Here is a 20,218-nt window from a genome sequence, read left to right as displayed (position 1 = left end):
GACCGGTCAGTCGCGGCGCGGCCGGTGGCGTTGTTTAGCCATATGCAGCATTGCAACGAACCCGGCGATGAACAACAGCTCCAGGACCGCCAGCCCGAGCACAAAGCCCCACTGCCCCTCCCCGGCGAAAATCACGGCGCCGATAATCAGCAGGACCGTGCCGAGGACGAGGACGAACACGGCACACCCGACAGCAACGGCCTCACTGCGGACTCCGGTCCTGAAACCAAAACCCTCCGGACGGTGCTCGTCGTCAGGAGGCAATGCCGGCGTCGTCACCGTAGATCTCCAACTCATTGCCCGGGATGGAGGCAAGCAGCTGCCGTGTGTAAGGGTGGCGGGGATTCGTAAAGACCTCCTCCGACGTGTCGGACTCGACGATTTCGCCGTCCTTCATCACGCAGACATAGTCTGAAATCAACCGGACCACGGCCAGATCGTGTGAAATGAAGAGGTAGCTGAGGCCCATTTCGGCTTGCAGGTCGCCCAGCAGCTTAAGGATCTGGGCCTGGACCAAGACGTCCAGGGCCGAGACGGGTTCATCACAAATCAACAGTTCCGGCTTCAACGCCAAGGCACGGGCGATGGCCACGCGCTGGCGTTGGCCGCCGGAGAGTTCGGAAGGGTAGCGGCGAAGCATGCTGTGCGGCAGGGCCACCTGGTCCATCAGCTCACGCACGCGCACCGCACGCTGCTGGGCGTTACCTCTTTTATAGGTGTTCAGGGGTTCCTCGACGATGCGGCCGACGGTGAACATCGGATTCAGCGAAGAATACGGATCCTGGAATACCGGTTGGACGCGCTGCCGGAAATCACGCAGCTGGACCTTGGTCAGTCTGGCCACGTCCATCCCGTCAAACATCATGGTGCCGCTGGAAGGCTCGATCAGCTTCAGCAGCATCCGTGCCGTGGTCGTCTTCCCGGATCCGGACTCCCCCACGATGGCCACAGTCCGTCCCCGCGGCACATCCAGCGTGACGTTTCTGGCCGCGTAGAAGTCCTCCGATTTGCCGCGGATCTTGTAGATCTTGGTGAGGTCGCGCAGCTGCACGATGTTGTCGGTCCGCTGCGGTTCGGTGGCGGTTGCCGCGTGCTCGGAGAACGTTTCTTCCGCATGCCGGATCCGTTCGTCTGCACTTGCCGTGTAGGCGCCAGGCTGCAGCCGCACGGCGGCCACGCTCGGTGCGGCCTTCACCAGAGACTGGGTGTAGGGGTGCTGCGGGTCATTCAGCAGCTGTTCGGCGGGCCCGGTCTCCACAACCTTGCCGCGGTGCATCACCACAAGATCGGATGCGCGTTCCGCAGCTAGGCCCAGGTCGTGGGTGATGAGCAGGACGGATGTACCCAATTCCTCGGTCATCCGGTCGATCTGGTCCAGAATGGTCCGCTGCACCGTCACGTCCAGCGCCGAGGTCGGCTCGTCGGCAATCAGCAGCCGTGGCCGGCAGGCCATGCCGATCGCGATCAAGGCCCGCTGTCGCATTCCGCCGGAGAATTCGTGCGGATACTGTTTGGCCCGTTCGGCCGCGTCCGGCAAGCCGGCGGCCTGCAGTACTTCCACCACCCGTGCGTCGACATTCCTGCCCGTTGCCATTCCGTGAACCAGCAGGGTTTCGGCCACCTGGGTGCCGATTTTCGTGACCGGATTAAGGTTGGACATTGGATCCTGCGGCACCAATCCGATCTGGCGGCCCCGGATCCTGCGCATTTTATCCTCGGGCAGGCCCACAAGTTCCTGGCCGTCGAAGACGATGCTGCCTGCCGTGATGCGTCCGTTTTTCGGCAACAGCCCGATGACCGCCATGGCCGTAGTCGATTTGCCCGAACCGGACTCGCCAACGATGGCCAGCGTCCTGCCCGCGTGCAGGCGAAGACTCGCATCCTGGACGGCGGACACGTCACCGTAGGTGGTCCGGAAATCAACGGCCAGATTTCTGACCTCGAGCAGCGGCGCGGCCTCGGCAGATTCGCTCATTGCTCTATCGTGCCCCATCTACGCTGGATGTGGCCTGCATCTCGCTAAGGTTTTACGGCTTCTTTATCTCACCGCATGTCAATTAGACTGGGAATTCCGCAAATTCGGCCACGAGGAGCTCACGAGTGTCACACCTGCCCGCGCGCCGCAGCTTTCTGAAGGCTGGCGCGGCGGCAGCTGTTGTCCTGCTCACCGGCTGTACGGGCGAGCCCGGTTCGCCGTCGACGGGCACGGCCATACCCTCAGGGACACCCGTACCGGCCGCTAATCTGACTTTCACCATGGGTACAGCAGCCAATCCCGCCGGCCTCGACCCCGCGCTGCTGCTGGACTCGGAATCGTTCCGGGTGACCCGGCAGATTATGGAAACGCTGATCGGCGTCGACCCCGACACGGGAGTCCCCAAGCCCCTGCTCGCTACCGAGTGGGAAGAGCTCGACGACGGCCGGGCCTACCGCTTCACGCTGCGCGAAGGCGTCGTGTTCCACGACGGCACGCCGTTCGATGCCGAAGCTGTGAAAGCCAATTTTGAACGCTGGTACAGGCTGCCCCGGGATGCCCGGCCGGCTGAAGGGGCCTTGTCCTTCGCATCGGTGTTCGAGGCCTTCGCTGATGAAGATGAAACCTCCCTGTACAAGGATTGCGAGGTACTGGCACCGAACGAACTGCGGCTGAACCTCAACCGCAGGTTCTCCGGGCTGGTTGCAGCCATGTCCACGCCGGCCTTCGCCATAGCGTCGCCGGCTGCTCTCGCAGAGGGAAATGCCGACGAGCTGAATCAGGAGCGCGGAGGAATCAGGCTCTCCTCGTTCGCGCAGCACCCCGTTGGGACCGGTCCGTTCCGATTCAAAGCCTGGTCCGACGAACAGGTCAGCCTCACCGCCTTCGAGAACTACTGGGGCCCGGCAGCACAGGTAGGAATGGTTGTCTTCCAGACATTGCCCCATCCGGCTGCCCGGTTGCGGGCGCTGCAGTCCGGCAGGATTGACGGCTATGACCTAGTCACCCCGGAAACGTATGCGGGGCTGGCCCGCAGCGGGATGCAGATTCTGCAGCGGGATCCCTTCTCCGTGTCCTATCTGGGCATGAACCAGGAATTCGGCCTGCTCGCGGATCTGCGGATGCGCCAGGCGATCGCCCATGCCATCGACCGCTCGGTGCTGATCGAGGACTTCTTCCTGCAGGGGACCACGGAGGCCAAGCAGTTTGTGCCCCGCAGCCTGGGCGTGACCAGTGAAGACATCCCTTACTTCGAGTACAACCCTGAGCGCGCCCGGGAACTGTTGGAAGAAGCCGGTTACGACGGCGAAGAAATCCCTTTCTACTACCCGCTGAACGTGACGCGGGCCTATCTGCCGACACCGGAGAAAATCTATGCCGAGCTCAGCCGCCAGCTGACCGCCGTCGGCATCAATATCCAGCCCAAACCCCTGGCCTGGGAAGACGGCTATCTGGACCGGGTGCAGACGTCCTCGGACCATGCTCTCCATCTCGGCGGGTGGAGTGGCAGCTACCGGGATCCGGACAACTTCCTGGGCCCATTGTTCGGTGCGCCCAGCCCCGAGTTCGGTTTCAGGAATGCCCAGCTGTTCAACCGGATTGCCCGTGCCCGGACCCTGCCCGCCGGCGAGGAACGCAACCAGGCGTACCTGACCATCAATAACCAGGTGGCCCGGCTGGTACCGGCCGTCCCGCTGGCGTTCCCGGTTTCCGCCCTTGCCATGGGGTCCAGGGTGGTCAGCTATCCGGCCAGTCCCATGCTGGACGAGGTCTACAATCTGGTCAGGCTGCGGACGGACGCCTAAGAGCGGTGCGGCGCATATTAACGGTACAGCGCCGAAACGTCTGTCTATTGGGTCACAATGAGCTCGGGCAATTTTAGTCTCGCCACAGGGGCGCGGTAGTCTTCTAAGCGCTGGCAAAGCTGCTATGGGAGATGGAAGTTGACTGCTAATACCCCTTCGGGATCATCCAAGAACATCGACGTTGCCCTGATCGGCGGCGGCATTATGAGCACCACGCTCGGCTCCTTGATCAAGCAGCTGCAGCCCGAGTGGAGCATCAATCTTTACGAGAACCTGGCGCAGGCCGGGCTGGAGAGTTCCGACCCGTGGAACAACGCGGGAACAGGACACGCTGCACTCTGCGAGTTGAACTACACCCCGGCCGCTGCGGACGGCTCCGTGGCGACGGCCAAAGCGGTGGGCATCAACGAGCAGTTCCACGTTTCGCGCCAGTTCTGGTCGCATATGGTTTCCCAGGGACACATCGGATCCCCGAAGGGATTCATCAACCCCCTGCCGCACATGAGCTTCGTTTGGGGCAACGACCACGCGGACTACCTCAAGCGCCGCTACGAAGCGCTCCGCGCCGAGCCGCTGTTCCAGGAGATTGAGTTCTCCGAAGACCACGCCGAGCTGGAAAAGTGGATTCCGCTGGTCATGCAGGGCCGCGATCCGCAGCAGCGTGTGGCCGGCTCCCGCGTAGCTGGCGGCACTGACGTCGACTTCGGGGCACTGACCCGCGAACTGGCCGGGTTCATGGACGCCCAGGGCGCTGAACTGCACTACGGACACAAGGTGCTCGACGTCTCCCGGGCCACCGACGGCCGCTGGGACGTGAAGGTCAAGAACAACTCCACCGGCGAGGTCTCCACGGTCTCCGCTCGTTTCGTCTTCGTCGGCGCCGGCGGCGGAGCGCTGCACCTGCTCCAGCGCTCCGGCATTCCCGAGGCCAAGGGCTTCGGCGGCTTCCCGGTCTCCGGGCAATTCCTGCGCTCCACCGATGACGCGGTCATCGCCCAGCACAACGCCAAGGTCTACGGCCAAGCATCCGTGGGTGCCCCGCCCATGTCCGTGCCGCACCTCGACACCCGTTTCGTCAACGGCAAGCGCTCCCTATTGTTCGGCCCGTACGGCGGCTTCTCCCCGAACTTCCTGAAGTCCGGCTCGTTCCTGGACCTGCCGCTGTCCGTGCGCCCCCACAACCTGATCCCCATGCTGGCCGTCGGCAAGGACAACCTCGGCCTGGTCAAGTACCTGATCACCGAGGTCCTCAAGAGCAGGCCGAAGAAGGTCGCCGCCCTGCGGGACTTCTACCCTGAGGCCAACGGCGATTCGTGGGAGCTCATCACGGCGGGCCAGCGCGTCCAGGTCATCAAGAAGGATGCCAAGAAGGGCGGCGTCCTGCAGTTCGGCACGGAGGTCATCACTTCCGCCGACGGCAGCATCAGCGGCCTGCTCGGCGCTTCGCCGGGCGCGTCCACGGCAGCACCGATCATGATCCAGGTGCTCCAGCGCTGCTTCCCCAGCGAGTTCAAGGGCTGGGAGCCGAAGCTCAAGGAAATGATCCCGGGCTACGGCGCCAAGCTGAACGAGAACCAGTCCCTGCTGGCGGATATCACCGCGGATACCAACCGGGTCCTCGAACTCGGTTAAGCTTCAGCCATGCATAAGCTGGCCACGCTGTCCCTGGCCAACAGGGCCCTGATCGCTCTGATCACGGTGTTTGTGGCCGTCTTCGGTGTCATCACCATGGGTTCGCTCAAACAGGAGCTGATCCCGTCGCTGGAGTTCCCCCGGGTCACGGTAGTCACCGCCATGCCGGGGGCGTCTCCGGAGGTAGTGGACAAGCAGGTCAGCGAACCGCTGGAAAACGCGCTGAATGCGGTCGAGGGGCTTGAATCCTCGGCCGCAACGTCGCGGACCGGTCTCTCCACCGTGAACCTGACGTTCGTTTATGGCACCAACCTGGACCGGGCGCGCAGCCAGGTGGACCGGGCCATCTCGAATGCGCAGCAACTGCTGCCCGAGGATGTCTCCCCGCAATCGGTGGCCGGCAGCATCAACGACTTCCCGATCGTCTTCATGGCGGTCTCCTCCGACCTGCCGCTGAGCGAACTCAATACGGAACTGCAGCGGCTCACCGTCCCCCGGCTGCAGAAGCTGGAGGGCGTCCGCAGCGCCGAAGTCACCGGCGGTGCCGGCCAGCACATCGCCATCCTTCCCGATGATGACGCCTTGGCCGAACGCAATGTCAATGTGTCATCCATCGTCGACAGCCTGCGGAACAGCGGCGGCCTCGTGCCCGCCGGCACGGTCCAGCAGGATGAGAAGACCCTTTCCGTCCAGATCGGCAGCCCGCTGGACAGCTTGGAAACCATCGAGAACCTCCCCCTGGCGCCCGCTCAAACAACGACGGCGGAGCCCGCCCGGCCGTCGTCGGTTTCCGAAATACCGGGACGGGTTCCCGGCCAGTTCCCCGGCGAATCCCAGCCCGCACCGCCTGCCCCGGTGAATCCAACTCCGGTGGATCCCGGCCCGGAACCTTCCGGGGCCCAGGAGCCCGGTGCCGAGGCTGCAACCGGAGATCCGGTGACCATTGGCGAGGTCGCGACAGTCCGGATCGTCGACGACGAGCGGACCTCGATTACCCGCACGAACGGCGAAGAAACCCTGGCCCTGGCCGTGACGAAGACGCCGGACGGGGATACGGTGGCCATTTCCCATGCCATCAACGACCTGCTCCCCGAGCTTGAAGCGCAGCTGGGCAACGGGGCAGCTTTCACCACCATCTTCGACCAGGCGCCCTTCATCGAGGAGTCCATCAAGAACCTGACCACCGAGGGGCTGCTGGGACTCGGCTTCGCCGTGCTGGTCATCCTGGTCTTCCTGCTCTCGGCCCGCTCCACCCTGATCACCGCCATCTCCATTCCGCTCTCCCTGCTGGTCACGTTCATCGGTCTCAGCGCGCTCGGCTATTCGCTGAACATCCTGACACTGGGCGCACTGACCATCGCCATCGGCCGGGTCGTCGATGACTCGATCGTCGTCGTCGAAAACATCAAGCGGCATCTGGGCTACGGCGAGGATAAGCGCACCGCCATCGTGACGGCCGTCCGGGAAGTGGCCGGTGCCGTGACCGCCTCCACCCTCACGACCGTCGCGGTGTTCCTGCCGATCGCGTTTGTCGCCGACCTGGCCGGCGAGCTCTTCCGGCCCTTTGCCATCACCACGGCCCTGGCCCTGCTGGCGTCCCTGGCCGTGTCCCTGACCATCGTCCCGGTGCTGGCCTACTGGTTCGTCAAGTCCCCCTCGCAGCGGGAGGATCCGGCCGAGGTACGTGCCGCCGCTGATGCCAAGGAACGTGCCTCGCGGCTCCAGCGCGGGTACCTGCCGGTGCTGTCCTCCACGCAGCGGCACCCCGTCATCACGTTGGGTGCGGCGGCCCTGGTTTTGCTGGGCACGGTGGCCATGGTGCCGCTGATGCAGACCAACCTGCTCGGCGATACCGGGCAGAACAGCTTCAGCCTGCGGCAGGAACTGCCCGCCGGCACCAGCCTGGAAGTCACCGACGAGGCAGCGTCCCAGGTCGAGGATCTGCTGGCCGGCACCAAAGGTATCGACGACGTTCAGGTCACCATGGGCAATTCCACGTCAGGGCTCGGCACGTTCCTTTCCGCCGGTGCCTCCGTCGCCCAGTTCACGGTCATCACCGAAGAGGGCGCAGACCAGGTGGCCTTGCGCGAACGGGTACGCACCGACGTCGAAAAGCTGCCGGATGCCGGAACCATCACGCTCAGCACGCGGGGCGGCGGCTTCGGCACCTCCAGCTCGGTGGACATCGACATCTCCGCCAGCAACTCCGACGAACTGCAGTCGGCCTCCGACACGCTGGTAGAAGAGCTGCAGGAGGTGCAGGGGGCGGCCGAGGTGTCCAGCAATCTTGCCGCCGCCGAACCGGTGGTCCAGGTCTCCATCGACCGGGCCAAGGCCGTGGCGGCCGGGCTCAACGAGGAAGAAATTGCCGGCCTGCTGGCCTCCACCATCAGTCCGCTCCCCGGCGGCACGGTCCGGATCGATACCACGGACTATCCGGTGTTCATCGGTGCAGGGACGGACTTCGCCAGCGTGGATGAACTGCGCGACGTCGAAGTGCCCACGGCTTCCGGCCCGGTGCCGCTGACCGAGGTGGCCACGGTGGAGGAAACCGAGATTCCGACGTCGATCACCAGCTCCGGCGGCGAGCGGACCGCCGTTGTCTCCATCACCCCTGCCGGCGACAACCTCGGCGCGCTGAGCAGCGAGGTCCAGACGGTGCTGGACTCCGTCGAACTGCCGGCCGGCGTCGCGGCATCCCTGGGCGGGGCGGCGACCCAGCAGGCCGAGTCTTTCGAGCAGCTCGGCCTGGCGCTGCTCGCGGCGGTGGCGATCGTGTACGTCATCATGGTGGCGACATTCAAGAGCCTCGTCCAGCCGCTGATTCTGCTGGTGTCCATCCCCTTCGCCGCTACCGGCGCCATCGCATTGCTGGTCATCACCGGGATTCCGCTGGGACTGCCCTCCCTGATCGGCATGCTGATGCTGGTGGGCATCGTCGTGACCAATGCGATTGTCCTGATCGACCTGATCAACCAGTACCGGCGGCCCCGCGGCGGCCGCCCCGCTATGAACGTTGCGGACGCCATCCGGCATGGCGCGCGCCAGCGGCTCCGGCCCATCCTGATGACTGCGTTGGCGACAGTCTTCGCGCTGACGCCGATGGCGCTGGGACTCACCGGTGAAGGCGGCTTCATCTCGCAGCCGCTCGCCGTCGTCGTTGTTGGCGGTTTGATTTCGTCGACGGCGCTGACGCTGGTTCTCGTGCCCGTGTTGTATCGGCTGGTCGAGGGCCGCCGCGAACGCCGCGCCCTGGCCAAAGTCGAGGAGCTTCAGATCCGTGAGCCGGCCGCCGTGGGAAGCTGACGTCTCGGTCCTGCCTGCGTGTGGTGGGCCCCACGCTGCCGCCGCGGAATGATTTCCGCAGGCCGTCGGTTGTGTCAGTAGATGCAAAAGTATGTAAACTGATTCGAGACTTTGCAGCAGAGAAAGAGGCACAGCATGGAAATCGGCGTATTCAGCGTTTCTGATATCACCCAGGACCCGACCACCGGCCGGACCCCAACCGAACGCGAACGCATCAAGGCAGCGGTCAGCATCGCCAAGAAGGTCGAAGAGATCGGGATGGATGTCTACGCCACCGGCGAGCACCATAACCCGCCGTTCTATGCCAGTTCGCCGACAACCCTGCTCGGCTACATCGCTGCCCAGACGGAGCGGATCACCCTCTCCACCGCGACCACGCTGATCACCACCAATGATCCGGTCAAGCTCGCCGAGGACTACGCCATGCTGCAGCAGCTGGCGGACGGCCGGGTGGACCTGGTGCTGGGCCGCGGCAACACGGCTCCGGTCTACCCGTGGTTCGGACGCAACATCCAGGATTCGCTGGAGCTGACGGTGGAGAACTATGCCCTACTGCGTAAGCTCTGGGACGAGGACGTGGTGAACTGGCAGGGCAAGCACCGCACCCCGCTGCAGAACTTCACCGCCACGCCCCGCCCGCTGGACGGCGTTGCGCCCTTCGTCTGGCACGGCTCCATCCGCACCCCGCAGATTGCCGAGCTGGCCGCGTACTACGGTGACGGGTTCTTTGCCAACAACATTTTCTGGCCCAAGGAGCACTACATGCAGCTCATCGGCCTTTACCGTGAACGCTACGAGCACTACGGCCACGGCACGGCGGACCAGGCGATCGTGGGCCTCGGCGGACAGTTCTTCATGCGCAAGAACTCGCAGGACGCGGTGAACGAGTTCCGCCCGTACTTCGACAACGCCCCGGTCTACGGCCACGGGCCGTCGATGGAAGACTTCACCGCGCAGACCCCGCTGACGGTGGGCAGCCCGCAGGAGGTCATCGAAAAGACCCTCAGCTTCGCCGACGCCTTCGGCCACTACCAGCGACAGCTATTCCTGATCGACCACGCCGGCCTGCCGCTGAAGACCGTGCTCGAGCAGCTGGACCTTTTCGGTGAAGAGGTGCTGCCGGTGCTCAAGCGCGAGTTCGCCGCCCGCAAACCTGCCCATGTTCCGGACGCGCCGACCCACGCCAGCCGCAAGGCAGCACGGGATGCGGCCTTGGCCGGGGAGACGGTGTCCAATGGCTGATCAGGAATCCCAGCCGCAAATCAGGACCACGTCGGAAGCCTGGGAGTCGCTCTTCCGCACCCAGGTGGCAGTGATGCGCCGGATGCAGCAGTTGCCGGAGTTCAAGAAGCTGGCCATGCGCGAATACGATGTGCTGTTCAACCTCAGCCACTGCCCTACCGGGTGGACCAGGCTCAATGAACTCAACGAGGCCCTGCTGATCAGCCAGCCGAGCCTGAGCCGGATGGTCGAACGGCTGGAAGCCAAAGGCCTAGTGCAGCGCCGAACGGCGGAGCGGGACCAACGTGGCATCGAGATCGCCCTGACCGAAGAAGGCCGCGCCCTGCAGCAGGAGATCGGCCGCGTGCACGTCCGCCATCTGCACGAGATGCTCGCGCCGGCCCTCAGCGAGGAGGAGTTCAAGCAGCTCCAGTTCCTCACGGACAAGCTCCGCACCGGGCTCAAAGACCGCTGACTCCTTGCCGGCGGCCGGCTCTCAGCGCAGCTGCACGGCCGCCGCGGGGTCCGATTCGGGCACGAAGTCATCCACCACGGCGGTCACTTTCAGCTCCTTCAGGGAGAGGCTGCCGCCCACGGTGGACAGGAAGGCCGTATCCGAGGCATCCCGCCCGGTCGCGATGCGCAGCAGGCTCTGCCGCGGGGCCATGCCGGTGGCGTCCACCACGTGCCAGGCGCCGTCGATGTAGGCCTCGGCAACGGCGTGGAAGTCCATCGGGTCCAGTCCCGGGGCGTACACCGCGGCGAGCCGCGCCGGGACGTCCTTGGCCCGCAGCAGCGAGACCACCAGGTGCGCGAAGTCGCGGCAGACTCCCCGGCGTTCCAACAGGGTTTCCACTGCTCCGTCCGTGGGCCGGGAGGATCCGCTGACGTAGCGCAGCTCCCGCCCCACCCAGGTGCGCACGGCGTTGAGCAGTTCGATCCCGTGCAGCGACCCGAATTCGGCGTACGACGTCGGCAGTAGTTTGTCGGACTCGCAGTAGCGGCTGGGGCGCACGTACCGGATCAGTTCGGTCCGGTCGATGCGTTCCGGCCCCGCCAGGCCTTCCACGGTGACCGAGTAGTCCACCTCAACCGTGGACGGTTCATCCACGTGCAGGGTGTGCAGCCGGCCGGAATGGTTATCGGCCAGTTCCTCCAGCTGTACCGGAGCGCCGTCCACCGTCACGGTGAAGGTCTCGTCGAAGGCGGTGTAGCCGGAGTTCCGGGCGGCCGCAATGGCAAAGACCATGGACGTGTTGGCTGTGGTCCTGGCGACGAGACGGGCCGAGGCGGCTCGTTTCATGAACTCTCCCTTTGGCTGGATGGGGCGGAGGCCTGCTCTGCGATCCGCAGGGAGGTGATCATCTCCCGCAGCTGCACAAAACGGTCTGTCTCCAGATACTCCAGCGCTTCCTGCACGCTGTTGTAGCTCTTCAGCTCCCCGGCGGGCTCGTCCGCCGATGGGACGCCGTGCACGGGGGTATCCGAAAACGAGTAAAGGCCCACATTATCCGGTCCCGCGACCGCGTTCTGAATGGCGCAGGCCTTGTTGTCCACACCGCCAACCTTATTCGTGATGCCCATCGAGGCGAAGAACTTATAGCCGCGCAGCATGCGGAACACGAACCGCGGTTCGATGTTGCCGGCTCCGTCCACGGCCGCCACATCGAGGGGTTCGCTGGCCAGCACCACATAGTCGGTCACGTTACCGGGCGTGCACTGGGTTTCCGCCAGGATCAACCGGGTATGCAGCTGGGCCGCCGGCCTGCCCCCGCCGTCGCGAATGTCCAGATGGATGCCGCCGTCCGATGGCTGCGTCGGCTCGCGCTGGTGCTGCACCGTCCAGTCTTCGGGCAGGTCGAAGCTCAGGGTGCCGGCCGGGTCCGTGTAGGTCTTCCAGCCTTCCCTGGCTGTCCCGGACGGTTCGGCAGAAGGGCGCGGCATGGTCATTGACGACGGCGGCGCGGCCTGCGCCGGTGGACCTGCGGCTCCCGCGGCGGCTCCTGCATCCGGGGCAAGGTCCAGCAGGCCGCAGCCGGAGAGTGTTACGCCGACGACGGCCAGGGCGGCAACTGACCGCAGGCGGCGGATGCGTCGCGCTGCAGGCAAGGGATCACGTTCCTTCGGTCGCGGCAAGGGGTATCCTTCCACGGTACCGATCCCCCGCCGCCAAACTGCCGTACCACGGGGCGTGTCTGCGAAGTCCGGCAGACCGGCTAGGGCGCCAGGTTCCGGACGTCTTTCACCGCGCTCACCACAGCCCGTGCGGCCAGCGCGATCTCGGCCTCCTTGACCGCTGCAGTGAAGGTCAGCCGCACCGCGGTCTGGGCCACCGCCGGATCAATTCCCATGGCCAGCAGCACCGGGGACGGCTCATCCGAACCGGCCGCACAGGCCGAGCCGCTGGAACACACCACGCCCCGTCGCTCGAGCTCGAGGAGAACGGCTTCTCCCGAAGTGCCCGGAAAACAAAAGGAGGCACTGGCCGGCAGCCGCCCCGTCCGGTGCCCGGTCAGCTGGGCCTCCGGCAGCGCCTTCAGCACCTGCTCGATCAAGTAGTCGCGGTAACCGGTAACCCGCGGCACCGTCTCGGCCCGCTCCTTCTCGGCCAGGGACAAGGCAGTGGCGACGGCGACCGCGCCGGCGACGTTTTCGGTGCCGGACCGGCGCCCGTTCTCCTGGCCGCCGCCATGGACCAGCGGCTCCAGCGGCCGCCGGCCGGAGACGTACAGCAGCCCGCAGCCCTTGGGTGCACCGAGTTTGTGCCCCGAAATACTCAGCGCGTCGACGCCAAGGCGGCCAACGTCCAGGTCCAGCCAGCCTGCGGCCTGCACCGCGTCGGTATGGAAAGGAACCTTCGCCTCGCGGCACAGCCTGGCAATCTCTTCGACCGGCTGGATGGTGCCCACCTCATTATTGGCATACATCACCGTGCACAAGGTGGTCTCCGGCGTGAGCTCGGCAGCCAGGGCTCCAAGATCGACGACGCCGTCCGGGCCCACCGGAACGCGGACGAGCGTAAAGCCGTGCAACCGTTCCAGGTACTCCACGGCCTCCAGAACAGACGGATGCTCCACTGCACTGGCTACGATGCGCTTGCCGCGGGGCGTTGCCAGTGCCAGCCCTTTGATGGCGAGGTTGTTGGCTTCGGTGCCCCCGGAGGTGAAGATGATCTCCCCGGGCCGGCAGCCGAGGACCTGCGCCGCGGTTCTGCGTGCATAATCCAGGGCCCGCCCTGCTGCTTCGCCGACCGTGTGGTGGCTGGAGGGGTTGCCGAAGTCCTGCGTCAAGGCAGGCCACATCGCTTCCAGCACCTCCTGGCGCACGGGAGCAGTGGCGGCGGCATCCAGGTAAATCATGGGGTCAGGTACTGCTTTCGTCAGTGGGAGATGTGGATGTCCAGCCCCAGGTCCAGGGACCTGACGCTGTGGGTGAGTGCGCCGGAAGAGATTACGTCCACTCCGGTGCGGGCGATCTCCCCCACCGTTTCCAGCCGGACATTGCCGCTGGCTTCCACCAGGGCACGTCCTGCCACCTGGGCCACGCCGGCGCGGAGCCCCTCAAGCGGGAAGTTGTCCAGCATGATCGTATCCACCCCGGCTGCCAGCACGGGTTCGATCTGCTCGGCCCGGTCCACTTCGACTTCAAAGTGGACCGTGTGCGGCAGCCGCGACTTCGCCTCCCGCAAGGCCTCGGTCAAATCCTTGCGGCCGCCGTCGGTAATCACGGCGAGGTGGTTGTCTTTGGCCATCACGGCATCGGAGAGCGAATAGCGGTGGTTGTGCCCGCCGCCGCACCTCACAGCGTAGCGCTCCAGCGCGCGCAGCCCGGGGGTGGTCTTGCGGGTATCGACCACCCGGGCCGCCGTTCCGGCTACCGCCGCGACGAAGGCAGCCGTCTGGGTGGCAATGCCGCTCAGTCGCTGCAGCAGGTTCAGTCCCACGCGTTCGGCCAGCAGGATGGAGCGGGCGTTGCCGCTGATCACCGCCAGTACCTGGCCGGCGTCGAACGTGTCCCCGTCCTGGACCTTGAGCTGTACGGACACGGACGCGTCGACCTGCCGCAGGACGGTTTCCAGCACGGGAACGCCGGCGAACACGCCCGGCTCGCGGGCTGCCAGCTCCGCGGTCGCCGTGGCGTCCGCCGGGATCAGGGCGTTCGAGGTGATGTCGCCCCACGGGGCGTCTTCTGCGAGCGCAGCGGCGACAATGCGCTCAAGCGTCGGCTGGTCGGGCGGAAGAATGTGGTTCATGGCTGCTCCTGGCTGGCGCTGCGGCCGGGGACACCGGCACGGGGATTGACAAAACTGAGGCGGCCGTTGCCCGCCGGACGGTTTTCGAAATCGGTGCGGTAATGGGCTCCGATGGAGTTCTCTCGGGCGCGGGCCGCGGCAACCACCAGACGGGCGGCGGTGAGCAGGTTTGCGTCTTCGGCCCTCGCCTGGTCCGCCGGCTCCGCGGCCCACTCTCCGAGCTGCTTGGCGGCGAGCTCCAGGGTTGCTCCGTCCCGTGCCACGCCCGCTGCCGAGGACATTAGGCGCTGCAGGTCGGCACGGGTGCAGGGCACGGTGCCTTCCGAAAGCTCCAGCGGGAGCGCCTCGAACGCCGGGGTCCGCTCCCCGGCGGCGAGCGCCCGGACAGCCCGGCGGGCAAAGACCAGCCCTTCCAGCAGCGAGTTCGATGCCAGCCGGTTGGCCCCGTGCACTCCGGTGCACGCGGCCTCCCCCACGGCGAACAGGCCCGGCACGGAGGTCCGCCCGGCGAGGTCCGTACGGATCCCGCCCATCCAGTAATGCGAGGCGGGCACCACCGGCAGCGGCTGGGTGTTCCAGTCCAGGCCCAGCGCGGTCACCGTGTTGTGGATGGTGGGGAAACGCCGCGCCAGGAAGTCCGTCCCTTTGGGCCGGCTGATGCCGGTGGCGTCCAGGTAGACCCGGGGCGCTTCGCCGCGGGACTCAAGCAGCAGCCGTTGCCGGCAGATTGCGCGCGAGACGACGTCCCGGGGCGCGAGCTCGGCATCCGGGTGGTAATCCGGCATAAAGCGGTGCCCGGTGGAATCCACCAGCAGGGCGCCCTCCCCGCGGACCGCCTCGGAAATCATGAAGGCCGTTCCGTTGGCGGCGGCCGGATCTAGCAACGTGGGATGGAACTGGATGAATTCCAGGTCTGTCAGGACCGCCCCGGCTGCCCACGCGAGCGCGACGCCGTCACCGGTGGCAGCGTCCGGATTGGTGGTTGCTTCGTAAAGCTGCCCGGCCCCGCCCGTGGCGAGAACAACGACGTCGGCCGGCAGCTGCGTGCGCAGCGCGCCTTCGGGCGCGTCGAAGAGTTCAACGCCGGTGACTTGGCCGCCGGTTTCCAGCAGGCGGGTCACGAAGCTGTGCTCGCGGAGCTCCAGCCGTCCGGCGCCGGCCAGGGACACTACCCGGCGGATCAGCACCTCGGCAATGGCGGCACCGGTGCGGTCACCGCCGGCATGCAGGATGCGCGCCGCCGAATGGGCGCCCTCGAGTCCCAGCGCCAGCAGTGTCCCCTTCCGGTCGAAGGGCACTCCCCACCGGAGCAGGGTGTCGATCTCGGCGCCGGCAGCTTCGCACAGAAGCCGCACCGCGGCGTCGTCGTTCATTTCCGCACCCGCACGGAGCGTGTCCGCCACGTGTGCATCGACCGAATCGCCCGCGGCCTCGCCCTGCCCGGTCACGGCGGTGATCCCGCCCTGCGCGAACCACGTGTTGCTCTGCGCGAGTGCCCCCTTGGTCACCAGCGTCACCTGGTGCCCGTCCGGTTCCTCGGCGGCGAGCGCCGCCGCATACAGTCCGGCTATGCCGGAACCGACGACGACGATCCGCCGGCTGCCTGTCCGACGCCGCGTGTTCACGGCTTGGCTGCCAGCATCCGCTCGAGGGCCACGCGCGCCGGTACCGCCACGTTGTCCTCAACGGTGATCTGGTTCAGGACTTCGCCGCGCTCGGCGTAGGCCTCCAGGACCCAGGCCAGGTAGCCGGGGTGGATCCGGTACATGGTGGAGCACGGGCAGACCACAGGGTCGAGGCAGAAAATGGTGTGCTGCGGATACTCCGCGGCCAGCCGGTTGACCATGTTGATCTCGGTGCCGACGGCGAAGACGGTGGGCTCGGTGGCGGCGTCGATGGCCTTGCGGATGTAGTCGGTCGATCCGGCCTCGTCTGCTGCATCGACGACCGGCATCGGGCACTCGGGGTGCACGATCACCCGCACGCCGGGGTAGTCCGAGCGTGCCTTCTCGATCTGGTCCACCGTGAAGCGCTTGTGCACCGAGCAGAAGCCGTGCCAGAGGATGACGCGGGAATCCTGCAGGGCCTGCTCGTCGTTGCCGCCCAGCGGTTTGCGCGGGTTCCACATCGGCATCTGCTCCAGCGGCACGCCCATGGCCTTGGCGGTGTTGCGGCCCAGGTGCTGGTCCGGGAAGAACAGCACCCGCTGGCCCCGTTCGAAGGCCCATTCCAGCACGGTTGCGGCGTTCGATGAGGTGCAGACGATGCCGCCGTTTTCGCCGCAGAATCCCTTCAGCGCGGCGGAGGAGTTCATATACGTTACCGGGATGACCGGCAGCTTTCCGTCCTCGTCCGGTTCCGCACCGAGTACGTCCGTGAGCTGGTCCCAGCAGGCCTGCACGGAGTCGATGTCCGCCATGTCCGCCATAGAGCAGCCGGCGGCCAGGTTCGGCAGGATGACGGACTGGTCCGCGCCGGAGAGCAGGTCCGCGGTTTCGGCCATGAAGTGCACCCCGCAGAAGACGATGATTTCCGCCTCCGGCTTTTCCTTGGCGGCCCGGGCCAGCTGGAACGAATCCCCCACGAAATCCGCGTATCTGACGACTTCGTCCCGCTGGTAGAAGTGACCCAGCACCACCAGCTTTTCGCCCAGCTTTTCCTTGGCGGCCATAATCCTGGCATGCAACTCGTCGTCGCTGGCCAGCCGGTATTCCTCGGGGATCTGGCCCTGCCGCGGGGTTGCGGCCGGGGCGATATCGGCCATGGAGGCACCGGGGCCGTACGCAGGCGTGGCGCCGCCGTCGAAATTCCACGGCGCCTTGACCAGGTCGGGACTGCAGCTGCCGGCGGCCGCCGGGCGCGCCTCGGCTTCCTCGCGGGTGATGAGCTCGATGGTGCTGTTGGTTGATGCCATGGTCTCTCTCCGATTTCTGGCGGTTGGCAAAAAGTTCCGGTTGTTTAGCCGAGGGGTCCGTTTCCGGGGCTGGTGCTCCCGGTGTAGCGGTAGAGCCGGGGCGGCCGGTGCCGGCCGCCCTGCAGGTATTCTTCGGTGGCCTCGATGTCCGTAGCGGCACGCAGCTGGCGGCGGAAGTTGGCCGGGTCCAGTTCCTTGCCCAGAACGGCCTCGTAGACCTCGCGGACCTGGGCGAGGGTGAACTTTTCGCCCAGGAAGGCGTAGGCGATGGAGCTGTACTCCACCTTGTTCCGCAACCGCCACAGCGCATAGTCCACAATCTGGTTGTGGTCGAAGGCGAGCTGGCCGAGGTGGTCGGCGCGGAACCACCTCACGTTTTCCGTTTCGCGGGCCAGCGCCGCGACGTCGGGCTTGACCAGCGCCCAGTAGACAATCGAAACGACGCGTTGGACCGGTGACCTGTCCAGGCCGCCGAAGGCGTACAGCTGTTCCAGATAGCTCGGCTGCAGCGATGTGGTGTCCTGCAGGTTCCGCCGGGCTGCGTCCGGCAACGACTCCTCCGGACTGAGCGGTCCGCCGGGCAGAGCCCAGAGATCGCGGTAGGGCTGCCGCGTGCGGCGGACCAGCGGGAGCCAGATCGTGGGGCGCGCAGAATCCTCATCCGGACGCAGCGCGAAGATGACGGTGGAAATGGCAAGCTCGGGCGGCTGCTGCCTGCGCTCCGACACGTTCGCCGAGTAAACCACTTCCACACCTCCTTGCCCACCAGTAAAAGTCATTATGACCAGAACACATTCTAGCTGTTAAAGTCGAAGTGACACAATCTCTTTCGGTGGCGGGGGTTTTTATGAAGCTGGTCCGAGACCGAGCCCGGTAGCTGGGCGCTAGTCGGAGTCGGGCGGCTCCGCGGCAGCACCTGCCGCCTGCACCAGCGGCAAAGTGCGGCCCTCGAAATGGCTGTTCAGGACAATGACCGACGACGACCGCAGCACGGTATTGGTGGCGGTCATTTCGTCAAGCACTCGCTGCAGGTCGGCATTCGATCTCGCCACCACGCAGGCGAGCAGGTCGCTCTCCCCCGATACTGTATGCAGTTCCAGGACTTCGGGGATCCGGGACAAGGCTTCGGCCACCGCATCGTGCCCGGATTCCTGCCGGATAACCAGCGAACAATACGCCTTCACCACGTAGCCGAGCTCGGCCGGCGACAGCCGCGGACCCCAGCCGGCAATGACCCCGTGGCGTTGCATTTTATCCAGCCGCGCCTGTATTGTGGCACGGGCCACTTTTAGCACCCGCGATGCCTCCAGTACGGACATCCGGGGGTCCTCCGTGAAGAGCGTGACGATCCGGGAATCCAGTGAGTCAATATTCACGGCGCTGCTTAACCCTTCCAATCTGAGGCACCCACGGCTGCAGGAGTATACAAATTGTCAGCCGCGGCGGCGCATTCACCAAATGCTTTCGCCACAGGTCCTTGGATCTACAGTTATAAGGCCACAGCCGATGACAGGAATCCGCATGACTCGCACGAGCCCCCACCACTCCACCTCCGACGGCGGACAGATGCAGTCCAGCACCGATGAAGCAGGCACATCCCGCCAGGGTCTTGGCCAGTCCATGACCTCGCGCCAGCTGACCATGATGGGCCTGGGCAGCGCAATCGGCGCCGGGCTCTTCCTCGGCTCCGGCGCAGGCATCCAGGCCGCGGGACCGGCAGTGCTGATCTCTTATCTGCTCGCCGGAACGCTGGTCATCATCGTGATGTGGGCGCTGGGCGAAATGGCAGCGGCCCACCCTAGCAGCGGCGCTTTCTCCACCTACGCCGAAAAAGCCATGGGCCGCACGGCCGGGGCAACCATCGGCTGGCTGTGGTGGCTCCAGCTGGTGACCGTCATTGCGGCCGAGGCCGTCGGCGCCGCGGCCCTGCTCGCCTCGGTCTGGCCCGTGCTGCCGTCATGGCTGCTGGCCCTGGTTTTCATGGTCGTTTTCACCGCCATCAACCTGATGGGCGTCAAGAACTACGGTGAGTTCGAGTTCTGGTTTGCCATCATCAAGGTCGCCGCCATCGTGGCGTTCCTGGCCCTCGGCGCAGCCCTGATCTTCGGCTGGCTCCCCCATGCCCCCTCGCCCGGACTGTCCAACCTGTTTGGCGGCGACGGTTTTGCTCCCGCCGGTCTGGCCGGCATTGCCGCAGGCCTGCTGGTAGTGATTTTTGCCTTTGGCGGCACCGAAATCGTCGCGGTGGCCGCGGCGGAAACACAGGATCCGCAGCACAGTGTCTCCCGGGCCATCAAGACGGTGGTGTGGCGGATTCTGGTCTTCTACTTCGGCTCGGTACTGGTCATCGCCACCGTGGTCCCGTGGGATTCGGAAGCCCTCGCCTCCCCCTTCGCCGCGGTGCTGTCCGTTGCCGCCATACCGGGGGCGGACGTGGCCATCACGATCATCGCCGCCTTTGCCTTGCTCTCGGCCCTGAACGCCAACCTGTACGGCGCCTCCCGGATGATCTTCTCGCTTTCCCAGCGCGGCGAGGCACCGGCCCTGCTCCAGCGGATAGGCCTGCACCGCGTCCCCATCGCGGCGGTCCTGTCCTCTGTGGCCTTCGGCTTCGTGGCGACGGTCATGGAACTCCTGTTCCCGGAGAAGGTCCTGCCCGTACTGCTGAGCTTTGTCGGTTCGACCTGCCTGGTTGTCTGGGGCATGGTCCTGACATCGCAGCTGATCCTCCGCCGCCGCGCGGACCGCGAGGGCCAGGACCTGCCGATGAGAATGCGGGGCTTCCCGGCCATCACCTATCTGGGTCTGGGCCTGCTGGCTGCAATCCTGGCCGTCGGGTTCTTTTCGCCCGGCACCAGCGCGCAACTGGTTTCAACGGCAGTGCTCATCGCCGGCATCGCCGTTCTGAACAAGCTCTTTGCCCGCCGGCGGTCGACAGTCCGCTAACCGACACTCGGCTACGGCCTAGCAAATTGCCACGCCTTAGCCCAGCATCGTCGCCTTAACTGTGCACGCTGCACGGTGCTTTTCTTCCATATTGCACACCCCTCCTGCCCGTGACTATGGTCACTTACAGGACGGCCGCCGGGCCGCCTGCGGCTCTCGGCCGCGGG

Annotated in this window: 16 protein-coding genes; 6 read left to right on the top strand and 10 right to left on the bottom strand. The window is 65.9% G+C overall.

Annotated features, from left to right (window positions below; translation table 11 throughout):
• Positions 1-6 precede the first annotated feature (6 nt).
• On the bottom strand, positions 7-279 hold the full coding sequence (locus tag AC3A4M_RS03335) for a hypothetical protein (RefSeq protein ID WP_498733983.1): 273 nt from the start codon (positions 277-279) through the stop codon (positions 7-9).
• Positions 254-1,975 (bottom strand): ABC transporter ATP-binding protein, encoded by a 1,722-nt coding sequence (locus AC3A4M_RS03330; RefSeq protein ID WP_498733982.1) that lies wholly within the window; start codon positions 1,973-1,975, stop codon positions 254-256. The genes AC3A4M_RS03335 and AC3A4M_RS03330 overlap by 26 nt, the downstream gene beginning before the upstream one ends.
• 125 nt (positions 1,976-2,100) lie before the next feature.
• Here AC3A4M_RS03330 and AC3A4M_RS03325 point away from each other — a divergent pair, with 125 nt between their 5' ends.
• The 5 genes from AC3A4M_RS03325 (at position 2,101) to AC3A4M_RS03305 (ending at position 10,414) form a co-directional block, all read left to right on the top strand.
• The gene (locus tag AC3A4M_RS03325; RefSeq protein WP_498733981.1) at positions 2,101-3,780 is read left to right on the top strand and encodes an ABC transporter substrate-binding protein; all 1,680 of its coding nucleotides are present in this window, start codon (positions 2,101-2,103) and stop codon (positions 3,778-3,780) included.
• Between the two features lie 138 nt (positions 3,781-3,918).
• Entirely contained in the window at positions 3,919-5,412 is a 1,494-nt protein-coding gene (locus tag AC3A4M_RS03320) for a malate:quinone oxidoreductase (protein WP_498733980.1), read from the top strand.
• A gap of 9 nt (positions 5,413-5,421) precedes the next feature.
• On the top strand, positions 5,422-8,718 hold the full coding sequence (locus AC3A4M_RS03315) for an efflux RND transporter permease subunit (RefSeq protein ID WP_498733979.1): 3,297 nt from the start codon (positions 5,422-5,424) through the stop codon (positions 8,716-8,718).
• A 135-nt stretch (positions 8,719-8,853) separates the two neighbouring features.
• Positions 8,854-9,960, top strand: a complete 1,107-nt coding sequence (locus AC3A4M_RS03310; protein ID WP_498733978.1) for an LLM class flavin-dependent oxidoreductase — start codon at positions 8,854-8,856, stop codon at positions 9,958-9,960.
• The gene (locus tag AC3A4M_RS03305) at positions 9,953-10,414 is read left to right on the top strand and encodes a MarR family winged helix-turn-helix transcriptional regulator (RefSeq protein ID WP_498733977.1); all 462 of its coding nucleotides are present in this window, start codon (positions 9,953-9,955) and stop codon (positions 10,412-10,414) included. Before AC3A4M_RS03310 ends, AC3A4M_RS03305 begins: the two co-directional genes overlap by 8 nt.
• A 21-nt stretch (positions 10,415-10,435) precedes the next feature.
• On the opposite strand, the gene AC3A4M_RS03300 is transcribed toward AC3A4M_RS03305, so the two are convergent.
• The 8 genes from AC3A4M_RS03300 to AC3A4M_RS03265 form a co-directional block, all read right to left on the bottom strand.
• Positions 10,436-11,242, bottom strand: a complete 807-nt coding sequence (locus AC3A4M_RS03300) for a transglutaminase-like domain-containing protein (protein WP_498733976.1) — start codon at positions 11,240-11,242, stop codon at positions 10,436-10,438.
• Positions 11,239-12,048 (bottom strand): hypothetical protein, encoded by an 810-nt coding sequence (locus AC3A4M_RS03295; RefSeq protein ID WP_498733975.1) that lies wholly within the window; start codon positions 12,046-12,048, stop codon positions 11,239-11,241. Before AC3A4M_RS03295 ends, AC3A4M_RS03300 begins: the two co-directional genes overlap by 4 nt.
• A gap of 107 nt (positions 12,049-12,155) precedes the next feature.
• Complete coding sequence (locus AC3A4M_RS03290; RefSeq protein ID WP_498733974.1) at positions 12,156-13,298, bottom strand: cysteine desulfurase family protein; 1,143 nt, start codon at positions 13,296-13,298, stop codon at positions 12,156-12,158.
• Positions 13,299-13,318: 20 nt separating this feature from the next.
• Entirely contained in the window at positions 13,319-14,191 is an 873-nt protein-coding gene (nadC, locus tag AC3A4M_RS03285) for a carboxylating nicotinate-nucleotide diphosphorylase (protein ID WP_498733973.1), read from the bottom strand.
• On the bottom strand, positions 14,188-15,816 hold the full coding sequence (gene nadB, locus AC3A4M_RS03280; RefSeq protein ID WP_498733972.1) for an L-aspartate oxidase: 1,629 nt from the start codon (positions 15,814-15,816) through the stop codon (positions 14,188-14,190). The genes nadC and nadB overlap by 4 nt, the downstream gene beginning before the upstream one ends.
• Entirely contained in the window at positions 15,813-17,105 is a 1,293-nt protein-coding gene (gene nadA, locus AC3A4M_RS03275; RefSeq protein ID WP_498733971.1) for a quinolinate synthase NadA, read from the bottom strand. The genes nadB and nadA overlap by 4 nt, the downstream gene beginning before the upstream one ends.
• Before the next feature lie 44 nt (positions 17,106-17,149).
• Positions 17,150-17,884, bottom strand: a complete 735-nt coding sequence (locus AC3A4M_RS03270; protein WP_498733970.1) for an NUDIX hydrolase — start codon at positions 17,882-17,884, stop codon at positions 17,150-17,152.
• A 105-nt stretch (positions 17,885-17,989) separates the two neighbouring features.
• Entirely contained in the window at positions 17,990-18,481 is a 492-nt protein-coding gene (locus tag AC3A4M_RS03265) for an Lrp/AsnC family transcriptional regulator (RefSeq protein ID WP_498733969.1), read from the bottom strand.
• Between the two features lie 190 nt (positions 18,482-18,671).
• Here AC3A4M_RS03265 and AC3A4M_RS03260 point away from each other — a divergent pair, with 190 nt between their 5' ends.
• A complete protein-coding gene (locus AC3A4M_RS03260) occupies positions 18,672-20,051 on the top strand; it encodes an amino acid permease (RefSeq protein ID WP_498734093.1) in 1,380 nt (459 codons plus the stop codon).
• Positions 20,052-20,218: the final 167 nt, after the last annotated feature.

It is taken from the genome of Arthrobacter sp. Soil_C_60 (assembly GCF_057656375.1).
Note: the sequence above shows the minus strand (reverse complement) of the source record. Positions and strands in the feature narration are given on the sequence as shown.